This window comes from Niveispirillum irakense DSM 11586 (assembly GCF_000429645.1).
In the GTDB taxonomy this organism is placed as follows: domain Bacteria; phylum Pseudomonadota; class Alphaproteobacteria; order Azospirillales; family Azospirillaceae; genus Niveispirillum; species Niveispirillum irakense.
Map to the genome: position 1 here is coordinate 620473 of NZ_KE386933.1, position 11228 is coordinate 631700.

Sequence of the window (11228 nt, forward strand, 5' to 3'; positions counted from 1 at the left end):
GATCAGACCGCTTCCAGAACGGTGGCGATGCCCTGGCCGCCGCCGATACACTGGGTGGACAGCGCCAGCGACTTGCCTTCGCGCACCAGCAGGCTGGCGGCCTTGCCGGTGATGCGGGCACCGGTGGCGCCCAGCGGGTGGCCCATGGCGATGCCGCCGCCATCAATATTCACCTTGGCCGGGTCAAAGCCCAGTTCCTGGCAAACGGTCATGGCCTGCACGGCGAAGGCCTCGTTGCTTTCGATGATGTCCAGATCGGAGACCTTCAGGCCGGCGCGGGCCAGGGCCTTGGTGGTTGCCGGCACCGGGCCATAGCCCATGATGGTCGGGTCACAGCCGGCAACGGCGATGGAGCGGATCTTGGCCAGCACCTTCAGCCCATGGGCCTTGGCGAAATCTTCCGAGCAGATCAGCGTGGCCGAAGCACCATCGGTGAGCGGGGAGGAAGTGCCGGCGGTGACGGTGCCGGCGGCGTCAAAGGCCGGCTTCAGGGTGGAGAGCGCTTCCACCGAGCTGTCACCACGGATACAGCCATCCTGGCTGATCACCTTGCCCGACGGGGTGGTGATGGGGACGATTTCTGCCTCAAAACGGCCTTCGGCCTGGGCCTTGGCGGCCTTGCGGTGGCTTTCCACGGCAAAGGCTTCCTGCTGGGCGCGGGTGAAGCCAAACTTCTTGGCCAGATTCTCCGCCGTGATGCCCATGGACATGTAGGCGCCGGGGTTGGCGGCGTGCAGGGCCGGGTTGGGCATCGGGTTGAAGCCCATCATCGGCACGCGGGTCATGCTTTCCACACCGGCGGCGATGAAGCAGTCACCAGCGCCGAGCGCGATGGCGCCAGCGGCCTGATGGATGGCCTGCATGGAGGAGCCGCAGAAACGGTTGACCGTGGCGCCGGCGACCGAGGCCGGCAGGCCCGCGATCATGGCGATCAGTTTGGCGACGTTGAAGCCCTGCTCCCCTTCCGGGAAGGCGCAGCCGACGATCAGATCTTCCACGGCGGCGCCGTCAACACCCGTGCGTTCCAGCAGGGCCTTAACGACGGTCGCGGCCAGATCATCCGGGCGCACCTTCGTCAGCTCGCCCTTGTTGGCCAGATGGAAAGGCGACCGGGCATAACCGGCAATCACGACATTCTTCATAATCTTCCGCGCTCCTCGCCTGGTGTGGCTTCGGCCCCGGTTCTGTCCCGGTGTGCCGGCTGGTGGGTTTTGACCAATCTTAAACCGGCGGGGATGCCGCCGGGTCTTCATTCCGCCCCGGCAATCATTCAGTCGGGACGGATACGCCCTTGGCGTTGAGATGCGACACGATCATGCCGTCAATCTCATGCAGTTCTTTCAGCGTCTGCTGCACGTCGCGCAGTTGCTGTTCCAGATGGCGGATACGGTTGCGAGCCCCCTTTAACAGGAAGCTCATCTGCTCTACCTGCGCTTCGTCCGTCTCATACAGATCCAGGAAATCCTTGATCTCGCCGATGGAGAAGCCCAGCCGCTTGCCGCGGCAGATCAGTTTCAGCCGCGCCCGGTCCCGATGGGAATAGACCCGCGTCTGGCCGACACGGGCGGGGGAGATCAGCCCCTCATCCTCGTAGAAACGCAAGGATCGCAGCGTCAGCCCGAATTCTTCCGCCAGTTGGCCAATGGAATAGGTCCGCTCCGTCTGCGGGTTGGACCGGGTCAATTCCGCGCTGTTCAGCATGCGACCGTCCCTTGGATAACCAACATCGCACCATATGGTGCTTACGTTTACGTAATAGGTAGATCGCGCTTACCAAAACGTCAAGCGGATTTTGCATGGCCGCCATCCGTCAGAGGGCAAGAATCACTATGGGAGTGGACAAGATCAGCCGCCAGCCGCAAATCTCACCGCCCGACAGTTTCTTTCTTATAATCTAGTGATTGGGTCATGATGATGAAGGGTGAGCAGGCGCGTTTTGTGCTGGTGGTGCGCTGTCCGGACCGGAAGGGCATTGTGGCCGCCGTCTCCACCTATCTGGCTTCGCATGATGCCTCGATCACGGAATCGAACCATTTCAACGACGCGATCAATGATCGTTTCTTCATGCGCGTCGTTTTCCGGCCCGATGGCGCGGGCTTCCCTGATCTGGCGTCGTTGAAAGAGGGGTTCGCCCCCGTTGCCGATGCTTACGCCATGGAATGGGAGCTTCACGATCTGACAGTGAAGCCCAAGGTGGTGATTGCCGTCTCCAAGTTCGGTCATTGCCTTTACGACCTGCTGCATCGTCAGCGTTCCGGCATCCTGCGCATGGATATCCCGGCCGTTGTCTCTAACCATGATGATATGCGCAGCTTCGTGGAATGGAGCGGCATCCCCTATCACCATCTGCCCGTGACCAAGGGCAACAAGGAAGAACAGGAAGCGCAGTTCACCAACATCATCCGCGAAAGCGGTGCCGATCTGGTGGTGCTGGCCCGGTATATGCAGATTCTGTCACCGGAGTTCTGCGGCGTGCTGGCGGGGCGCTGCATCAATATCCATCACAGCTTCCTGCCCAGCTTCAAGGGCGCCAAGCCCTATCATCAGGCCCATGACCGCGGCGTGAAGATCATCGGCGCTACGGCGCATTTCGTCACCAATGTGCTGGATGAAGGCCCGATCATCGAACAGGATATCCAGCGTGTGGACCATAGCCACACGCCGGAAGATCTGGTGAATATGGGCCGTGACGTGGAATGCGCCGTGCTGGCACGGGCTGTGAAATGGCAACTGGAACACCGCATCATCATGGATGGGTCGCGGACGGTGATTTTTAAGTGAGGCGCAAAAAAGGGACCCGTTCGGGTCCCTTTTTTTCAGATGCCATCGGTGTCCACGTCCACCTGCCTCTCTTGGCTGGGGTCATCCGGGCGATATTCCAGAATGTCGCCGGGCTGACACTCCAGTACCGCGCAAATCTGGTTCAACGTGGAAAAGCGGATGCCCTTAACCTTGCCGGTTTTCAGCAGGGACAAGTTGGTCAGCGATATTCCAACCTCGTCCGCCAGCCGTGTCACTGACATTTTCCGCCGCGCAAGCATCACATCGACATTGACGATGATGGCCATCAGATAATCCCCTCGCCATCCACTTCCAGCTTCCGACCAATACGGAACGCCTCCGCCAGGGCCAGCAGGATAAGGCCAGTGAGGGCCATCCAAGCGTTACTTCCGCCGTCCCCCCCTAAAATGACCTTTGCATAGGGTTGATTTGGCACGCCAAACATTGCGGGGCTGTCCAACAGAATGCGCCCATCTGCAAGCATCCAATCGGACACTGGTAGAAGCGGAATATAATTCATAACAAAAGCATATATATTGTACCCAATCAGCAACCAGCCCATCAGCCGCAATCGTGAAGAAGCCTTTGGCGCGAACGGGTTGCCGCTAGTAATATCAATGACCAGTCGACGAAGTACAATCAAGATACAAAGCCACACACCGGCTAAAATAATTGTATGTATTATGAGCAGAATTGTTGCATACGAACCGTCAAGATTGATTTCGAGCCGCCCCTCATTGGCTATAAGCTTGCCAATGATTGTCTTCCCGTCGCGTAACAGTACTTCTGTAGGCTCAGACGGGCCAAGCGTCACCGGAAACGAAACCGACGCTGGCTTTCCCGGGGTGCCCCCAAAAAAGTAGATGCCCAACGCAACGACGACAGCGAAACCGGCTACCCATATGGCGGCCGTCAATAACCAGTTCAGGAAACGCAGCGACATGACACGACACTCCATCCGATCCAAGGATGGTCTATGTGTAATGCATTAATGATTTTATGCAAAACATAAAATGTTCAACGTGAAAAATAATTCCATTTTTCCAGCGGCGATGGGCGACTGATGCTGGTTTATAGCTAAGCCGGCATTCGGGCGTGCGCGGCATAGACGCCGCAGGGCCCCATGATGCAAGACTTCCCCGCACCCGCCCGCGCCGTGCGCTGGCAGCTTGAACGTCGGATCATCATGGATGGCCAGCGGACAGTGGTGTTCCGGTAACGGCAGAGCGGATCGGCTTAGGCAAGCCGGTCGATCTGCGCCGCCGTCAAATTGCCGGGCACCACAACCAGCGGGATTTCCAGCGATCCCGCCAGTTCCGATGCCAGCCAGGAAATCAGCTTCCCTCGCCTTTGTGCCGGGGGGGCTGCCCCCACAACCAGGGCGTGGATATCGCCCCCCTCCCGGATCGCGGCCAGGATTTCCGCGCCGATCGCACCGCGCCGGATATGAAGCTCCGGCACCAGCCCGGTCAGCATATTCACGTCGCCAGCCAGATCGTGCAGCAGCAGTTCGGCCTCCTCGCGCTGCTCCTCCTCCATTGCCGCGGCGATGCTCATCCATTCATGGCATTCCACCGGCTCGTTGATATGCAGCAGGGAGAGCAGCCCGCCGGTATTGCGCGCGCGCAGCGCGGCAAAACGTAAGGCGGCCCGTGATTGTGGACTGCCATCAACGCAGACCATGAATTTGAACCGTTCCACCGGGGCCGGTGCCGGCCCGGTGATCAGGTCCCCGCGGTCGATTGCCGTCAGCGTGTCGCTGGCGACAGCGAAGGATTGCCGCGCGCGAAGGGCGCTGGCCAAGGTCATGAACATGGGGGCACGCTCCTGTCCGTCAGGTGTCAGGGTATGCCGCCAGCGTCAGGCGCGGCCGGCCACATAATCGCGCAGCGATTCCACCTCATGGCTATATTCAGCGATGCGTTGTTTCACCACGTCGCCGATGGAGATTACACCGGTCAGCCGGCCATTATCGATCACAGGCATATGGCGGAAGCGACCTTCGGTCATGCGGACCATGACGCTGGCCACCGTATCATCCGGCCGGCAGGTGACAACACGTGCCGTCATCAGGGACGAGACAGGCCGGTCCAGTACATTGGCGCCGTGGACCGCCAGCCCGCGCACGATATCGCGTTCCGACAGGACACCGGCGATGGCGCCTTCTTCGTCCACGGCCAGGATGGCGCCGATCTTGTTCAGGTGCAGAACATGGGCGGCTGTGGCCACCGTCTCGCTGGGCTTGATGGTGATGATGGTGGAACCCTTGGTCCTCAGGATCGCGGAAACATGCATCACGAAAATCCTCCCTGGGCGGGGCGGGGTGACGGATGGCCACCCGCATCCCTGCAAGGGAACGCGATGTTGCGCCGCACGCGCAAGGATAAATCGAACCGATAGGTCTTCCGGGCATATCCTACCCGTTCGACATTTATTTTTATCGGCGCTGGGTAATATTCTTTCCAGGTCCTGTGATGGAACGGGATGCGCCATCCCTGGCAATGGTCTATCACCAGCACTGAACGCCCGTTCTGCGTGGGTCTTTATTCCGGGGATATGGTGATGAAGCTACAGGATCGCCTTGCCGTCAAACTTCTGGCCCAGGCATCGGCGCAGCTTGGCAAGGCCGTGAACGAGACCTTGTGTACCGAGCCGGATCGCCGTGTGATCCGGGCGCTTGTTGCCGATGCCAAGGAACTGATCGCCGAGTTTGAGGACCAGTACTTCGCCGATACACCCTGACCCCATCGGGGTGAAAGGGCGGTTATACGGCCCTTTGCGCGCTATCCCTCAGCCCCCAGGACCGGAAGACCTGACCCCGGCTGTCCTGCCGGCGACCGGTATGATCCTGCTGCTGTTGTTCACGCCGCGTGGCTGCCCGCTGGACCGCAGCCACGCTGGGATAAGACGTCCCCTCCAGTGCTGCGAACAGCGGGTGGGCGGCGAAAAAGCGGAAGCCATTATCATCGACCACGGCGATGCCGGCTGTATGGCGGGATGTTTCGATGGTGAAGGCGGATGCGGACATTATACCTCTCCCCAGCCGTGAAATAAGTTCGCCGGCCGTCGGATAATCGGATGAACGTGAAGGACAGGGGTGGGCGCCGATGCGAGAACGGCGTCAACAACCCGGCATTCGTCCACGGGGGAGAGCGGGGGGGACGGTATCAAGGCCAAAGGGATGGACCATGTTGCCCTTCCTTCTCAAAGGTTTGCGGACAAACCACGAAGGGGCTTCGTGGCGCTTTAGCGTTTGGTGACGCGGCGCAAGCTGCTGCTCGTCAAATTCCCGCGGGCCCTTGCCATGGAAGGCGCCGGGCCAGGCAGAATCTGTCTTGATCCTGTGGCTATCATTCGGTGCGGTGATGCATCTGTCAAGCCGATATCGCGTTAAAAAATGTAGTTACCGAAATTCAACACATCATAATCACGCATGGTTGATGTGAAATTTGGTATTTCACATTTCGCATTGACGAAAAGGCCCGGATGCACAAACTTCTTCTCCACGGCGTCACCGCCGGCATCAACAAAGGGGCCGATCCCATGTCCTTCCTTCGTCGCTTTGCCATCATCGCCACCGCGGCGACCGCACTTACCAGCTTTGCCCTGCCTTCCCAGGCGGCTGATCCCGTGGTGGTCCGCGCCGGCTATATCCCCGTCCTGGGGGCGGCGGCGGCCTTCGTCATCGACAATCAGGGCTGGGACAAGGAGAACGGCTTCGACCTGCAACTGAAGCAGTTCGACAGCGGGCCGAACATGATCCAGGCTGTGGTTTCTGGCACGCTGGACGTCTATGTCGCCGGCATTGCGCCGGTGATTGTGGCCCGTGGCAAGGGTATCGGTCTCAAGGTCGTGGCTGCCACGGCGGTTGAAGAACTGGTGGTCGCCGCCGCACCTGAACTGGCCAAGACCCCTGGTACGCCTGCGGAAGCGATTGCGGCATTATCCAAGAAGCTGGGCCGTCCGCTGAAGCTGGCCACCCAGCCCGCCGGGTCCGTGCCCAACACCATGCTGCAATATTGGCTATGGGAAGTGGCCAAGGTGGACAAGGCCCATGTGGAACTGGTGCCCCAAGGCATTGATGCCACACAGCAGGCCCTGCTGGCCGGTGCTGTGGATGGCGCCATTATCCGCGAGCCGGCCCTGACCATCATCACCGAGCGTAACCCGGCGGTGAAGGTGCTGGCTTATGGCGGCGACATCCTGAAGAACCAGCCGGGCAATGTCATCGCGCTGACCGATGATTTTGCGGCGAAGCATCCGGAAGTTGCCCAGAAGCTGGTGGAACTGACGGTCAAGGCGACGGAACTGTTGAAGAGTGATCGCAAGCTGGCGATTGAAGCGGTTGAAAGCGCTATCGGCAAGGGCCTGATTCCGGGTCCGATTCTGGATAAGGCTTTGTCGTCCAAGGCGGTGCAGTTTGCCACTGATCCGGGTGCCATTGTTGAGCAGACGGCCACGGTCCAGGATTATCAGGTCAAGCTGGGCACGGTGAAGGAAGCTTTGCCGGTGGCTGATATCTTCGATCAAAGCTATTACAAGAAGGCGGTTGCGGGTAAGTAACTGTCTGAACGGGTGGAAATCCCTTTCTGATTGTTCCTGAAAAGGCCGGGCCGTCCCTATGGGTGTGCCCGGCCCGATGGTTTGTGGTGATGATGAAGACCAACAAGGTGAAAAGGCTGCTGCTGGCGATTACCGGCGTCGTGCTTTTCCTCGGCCTGTGGGAAGCCCTTCCCCGGTTCGGGATCGTGACACCGATGCTGCTGCCGCCCCCCAGCGATATCCCCGAAACCTTCCTGCGGGAGGTTTCATCCGGGGCGTGGCACACAGCCGTGCTGGAAAGCCTGAAACATTATGTCAGCGGCCTTGTGTTGGGCTCCTTCCTGGGGGTGGCGCTGGGCGTGATGACGGGCATGTCCCGTACCTTGGAAGATCTGACAAACTGGGTGGTGCGGTTGCTGCGCCCCATTCCGGGTCTCGCCTGGGTGCCGTTTGCCATTATCTGGTTTGGTGTCACCCCAGCGGCGGCGAACTTCATCATCATCATCGGTGTTTTCTGGATCAATTACTTTGCCGCCTTGGGCGCTGTGCAGGCGGTGGATCGCGATCTGATCGAATTGTCCAACGCCTTCGGCCATCGTTCGCCCCTGGCAAGGCTATTCAAGGTGGTGCTGCCAGCCTCCATCCAGCCGATCATGTCGGGTCTGCGCACAGGCCTGGGCCAAGCCTGGATGGCAGTCGTGGCGGCGGAGCTGTTTGGCGTGGCGGGGTTGGGCCAGCGGATGATGCAGGCATCGTCCCTGCTGGCGACGGATATCGTCGTGGTCTACATGATCACGATGGCCATCCTGTATGGCATTGTCGATACCACCTTCGTTCTTGTGCGTGACCGTTTGCTGGCGTGGAAAGCATGATCACCATTTCCGATCTGACGCTGTCTTTTGACAGCGACCGCGGCCGCACCGTTGTGCTGAAGGACTTCCATCTGGAAATCGCGGATGGTGAGTTTGTGGCCATTGTCGGCGCCTCTGGTGTTGGTAAATCCACGCTGCTGCGGGTTGTCGCCGGGTTGGTCAAGCCGACCTCGGGCATCGTCACCCGCGATAGCCCGGAACGGCCGGGCCGCCGGCCCTATGCCATGGTGTTCCAGGATGCCCGCCTGCTGCCCTGGCGGCGGGTGGTGAAGAATGTGGAATTCGGCTTGGAAGGGCTGGGCCTTTCGCGGGAAGAAAGGCGCCGTCGGGCGCTGGAAGCGCTGGCGCTGGTGGGTTTGACTGACAAGGCCGATCGCTGGCCGCATCAGCTTTCCGGCGGTCAGCGCCAGCGTGTGGCCATCGCCCGCGCCCTGGCGGTTGACCCCGATCTGTTGATGATGGATGAGCCGTTCGGCGCCCTGGACGCCATCACCCGGCAAGCCTTGCAGGATGAACTGGTCGATCTCTGGCAGCGGACGGGCAAGACTATCCTGTTCGTTACCCACGATATCGAGGAAGCGGTCTATCTGGCTGACCGGGTGGTGCTGCTGGCTGGCAGCCCGGCCGGCGTTCGGTCCGCCGACCGGATCGAAGCGTCCCGTCCGCGCCAGCGTGATGATGAGGCGGCCCGGCATACGGCAACAGAAATCCGCACCCGTTTGCACGGCTATGTGCAGTCGGGCGAGGGGATCTGAAATCATACCAATCCGCCGAGGGTTTGACCCTTGGCGGATTGGAGGTCGGCGACCGCCGACCCGCGCCACGTGGCGCGTAAGTCAAGGGCGCGGATGCGCCCGCCCGGCGCCTGAGGGAGCGCAAAATCTCCCTGGATCGGTCACGATCAACGGAGATTGTATCAGGCTGTCTGTCCGCCCAGGGCGCGTCTGCTGCCCTGGGCGCGGACCCAGAAATGCGCGCCCGTCTGAAAGGCGATGGTACCGCCAAAGCCGACATTTTCCAGGCTGGAACGGAAAATATCCCCCATCGCCTGGCGCAGTTCCGCAGGCAACAGGTCGCGGGTCCGGATCATCAGGTCGAACCGACCGGGCCAGACCATGCCGTCCAACTGCATCGGCCCCAGCCGCGACAGGGTAAGGTCCAGCAGGAAACGCTGTGCCTTCGCATTCTCCCCCCGGCCATCCTCTGACTGATCCTGATCCGTGGCGCTGCGGACATGCAGTTGCAGCCGCTGCATCGCCTCAAGGGAGCCGAACGGGATGGGCATGCTGCGCCAGCCATCAGCCGCCGGTTCTGTCGCCTGTTGCGCAGCGGCCAGGAAATCTTCCCGCAACCGCGCCAGCAACGGGCCGGCGCCTTTGCGTTCCAGCAATTGCGTGGCCTCACCCCCCAGCCAGCCGCCGACATCGCCCCCGCGCAGCGCCGCCAGCAGGAAGGTGAGGTTGGTGGTCAGCCTTTTATTGGGCTGCGGCATGACCTGCTGGGCGATGGTACGGGCCAGCATCGGGTCACTGGCGGCGATGACCGCCATTACCTCTTTCAAAACCGGCCAATCCTGGCCCTGTACCGGGTCCAGCGGGGGCAGCATCTGCGCCGGGCTGCGGGTAGCCGGCAATTCCACGCTCACCGTCAGGGGGGTGCCCGGTGGCAGATCGGTCCGGGCCTTCAGCACCATGGTGCCCTGGGCCGTGGTCACCACCGGCTGTCCCTGGCTGGTGGTGCCAACCAGCGTGGCCGGTTGGGTTGGCCCGGCATCCGCCGGAATTGGGGCTGGCCCCACACCCAGGATACGGACCTGCACCGGCTGGCCATTCGGCAGGGGCGGCAGGAGGGGGCGGGTGACGGCGGGACCTTCCGGCGCGGCAGTTTGCTGTGACGGTGTGGCGGCGGTTGCCGTGGGGGATGCCCTGTCCGGACCGGTAGCGGCTGGTGCTTCCGATGGTGCGGGGGTTCGTCCAGGGAGAGGGGCGGGCGGCGTGCCTTTATCCGAATTGATGATGGGCGGTGATGACGGGGGGCGGGACGCCGCCGTCGCCTCCTGCGTAGGGGGCGGTGAAGGGATTTCCGCTTTCGCTGCTGCCGATGGGCCCAGCGGGGAAGGGGGCGGGGCGGCATGTTCCCCCGCTGCTGCGACAGGGGGCGTGCCCTGCATTGCCGCTGCTGTTCCCGGCGCCGATGGTGGGGATACGGGTATGTTTGCCCCCGCCGCGATGCGTGCCTGGGGCGGTGCTGCCGGGGGTGGCGCAACCTTCCCCTCGTCGGTGGGCCCTGTGGTTGCCGGTATGGCTATGGGCGGTGCCGGATTGGCCCTGCCTTCAACTGATGGAGGGTGCAGGGGGGCTGTTGCCGTCACCGGCGACATCTTCGGCTCGCCTTCGGGTGCCATCGCCTGTGTGCCCAAGGTGGGCGGTACGGGCGCGCGTGGTGGCGTCAACTCAGCCGTCACGCTTCCCGTTTTAGGAAGGGCTGACGAAGTTGATGGTGCGGGAGGCGGCGGGGATACCGTCCGGCCGGGAGCGTTCTCCACCGCTGAAAGGGCGGTTTGCTGTGGTGGGGAAGGGGTAACTTGTGCCGGGGTGCCCCCGGTTGTGGCAAGGGGTGTCGCCGGGGATAGTTTACCGGGCGAAGGGGGGGGCATGGGGGCGCCCACCCCCATAGCTTGTGTCTGTGAGGCAGGCGCGGAACCGAAGGGAACCGGGGGGCTGACCGTGCCGGGACTCGAGGGTGGTCGGATAGGGGCGCGGGCCGGCATGTCCGTCGCTGGTGGGCGATCTGTGGGCGGGCGGGCGGCGGGTTGATCAAAATCCGTAAAATTCAGCAGCCCGGTTGGGGCCGGGCGCACCCATCTTTCCCGCACCACTGGCCCCGATACGGGAGCATCTCCCTTTGCCGGTTGGGCAGGAGGCATGGGCTCCCCCTCAGCCACGGGCGGTGAAGAAGGGGCTTGTGGTGCAGCGGGTTCCGTGACAGCGCTCGGTGTCGGTGTCGGTGTCGGTGTCGGTGTCGGTGTCGGTG

At 61.9% G+C, this 11228-nt stretch carries 13 protein-coding genes; 5 read left to right on the forward strand and 8 right to left on the reverse strand.

Translation table 11 applies throughout. From position 1 onward, the window contains the following. Positions 1–2 precede the first annotated feature (2 nt). Together G473_RS0116905 and G473_RS0116910 are read right to left on the reverse strand one after the other, a co-directional pair. Positions 3–1142, reverse strand: coding sequence for a thiolase family protein (locus G473_RS0116905; RefSeq protein WP_029014083.1), 1140 nt, complete (start codon positions 1140–1142; stop codon positions 3–5). Positions 1143–1266: 124 nt separating this feature from the next. Continuing rightward, on the reverse strand, positions 1267–1701 hold the full coding sequence (locus G473_RS0116910; protein WP_051330369.1) for a MerR family transcriptional regulator: 435 nt from the start codon (positions 1699–1701) through the stop codon (positions 1267–1269). A gap of 213 nt (positions 1702–1914) precedes the next feature. On the opposite strand from G473_RS0116910, the gene purU reads away from it, so the two are divergent. Continuing rightward, on the forward strand, positions 1915–2781 hold the full coding sequence (gene purU, locus G473_RS0116915; RefSeq protein ID WP_210163358.1) for a formyltetrahydrofolate deformylase: 867 nt from the start codon (positions 1915–1917) through the stop codon (positions 2779–2781). Between the two features lie 35 nt (positions 2782–2816). Here the strand turns inward: purU and G473_RS0116920 are convergent, their stop codons facing one another. From G473_RS0116920 to G473_RS0116940, 4 genes are all read right to left on the reverse strand, one after another. Next, the gene (locus G473_RS0116920; RefSeq protein ID WP_029014086.1) at positions 2817–3068 is read right to left on the reverse strand and encodes a helix-turn-helix domain-containing protein; all 252 of its coding nucleotides are present in this window, start codon (positions 3066–3068) and stop codon (positions 2817–2819) included. Then, positions 3068–3724 carry a hypothetical protein gene (locus tag G473_RS0116925; protein WP_029014087.1) on the reverse strand — a complete coding sequence of 219 codons (657 nt, stop codon included), beginning with the start codon at positions 3722–3724 and terminating at the stop codon, positions 3068–3070. The genes G473_RS0116920 and G473_RS0116925 overlap by 1 nt, the downstream gene beginning before the upstream one ends. Positions 3725–4017: 293 nt before the next feature. Then, a complete protein-coding gene (locus G473_RS0116935; protein ID WP_051330370.1) occupies positions 4018–4596 on the reverse strand; it encodes a universal stress protein in 579 nt (192 codons plus the stop codon). A gap of 45 nt (positions 4597–4641) precedes the next feature. Further along, positions 4642–5076 (reverse strand): CBS domain-containing protein, encoded by a 435-nt coding sequence (locus tag G473_RS0116940; protein WP_029014089.1) that lies wholly within the window; start codon positions 5074–5076, stop codon positions 4642–4644. Positions 5077–5343: 267 nt separating this feature from the next. Here G473_RS0116940 and G473_RS0116945 point away from each other — a divergent pair, with 267 nt between their 5' ends. Next, positions 5344–5523 (forward strand): hypothetical protein, encoded by a 180-nt coding sequence (locus G473_RS0116945; RefSeq protein WP_154667442.1) that lies wholly within the window; start codon positions 5344–5346, stop codon positions 5521–5523. 22 nt (positions 5524–5545) lie between these two features. Here G473_RS0116945 and G473_RS30790 read toward each other — a convergent pair whose 3' ends face one another. Continuing rightward, a complete protein-coding gene (locus G473_RS30790; RefSeq protein ID WP_035707566.1) occupies positions 5546–5809 on the reverse strand; it encodes a hypothetical protein in 264 nt (87 codons plus the stop codon). A gap of 515 nt (positions 5810–6324) precedes the next feature. On the opposite strand from G473_RS30790, the gene G473_RS0116960 reads away from it, so the two are divergent. The 3 genes from G473_RS0116960 (at position 6325) to G473_RS0116970 (ending at position 8950) form a co-directional block, all read left to right on the forward strand. Then, positions 6325–7344 (forward strand): ABC transporter substrate-binding protein, encoded by a 1020-nt coding sequence (locus G473_RS0116960; protein ID WP_029014091.1) that lies wholly within the window; start codon positions 6325–6327, stop codon positions 7342–7344. A gap of 89 nt (positions 7345–7433) precedes the next feature. Further along, positions 7434–8195, forward strand: coding sequence for an ABC transporter permease (locus tag G473_RS0116965; RefSeq protein ID WP_029014092.1), 762 nt, complete (start codon positions 7434–7436; stop codon positions 8193–8195). Further along, complete coding sequence (locus G473_RS0116970) at positions 8192–8950, forward strand: ABC transporter ATP-binding protein (protein WP_029014093.1); 759 nt, start codon at positions 8192–8194, stop codon at positions 8948–8950. The genes G473_RS0116965 and G473_RS0116970 overlap by 4 nt, the downstream gene beginning before the upstream one ends. A gap of 161 nt (positions 8951–9111) precedes the next feature. On the opposite strand, the gene G473_RS27435 is transcribed toward G473_RS0116970, so the two are convergent. Next, positions 9112–10365: a hypothetical protein gene (locus G473_RS27435; RefSeq protein ID WP_154667444.1), complete on the reverse strand. Its 1254-nt coding sequence runs from the start codon at positions 10363–10365 to the stop codon at positions 9112–9114. Positions 10366–11228: the final 863 nt, after the last annotated feature.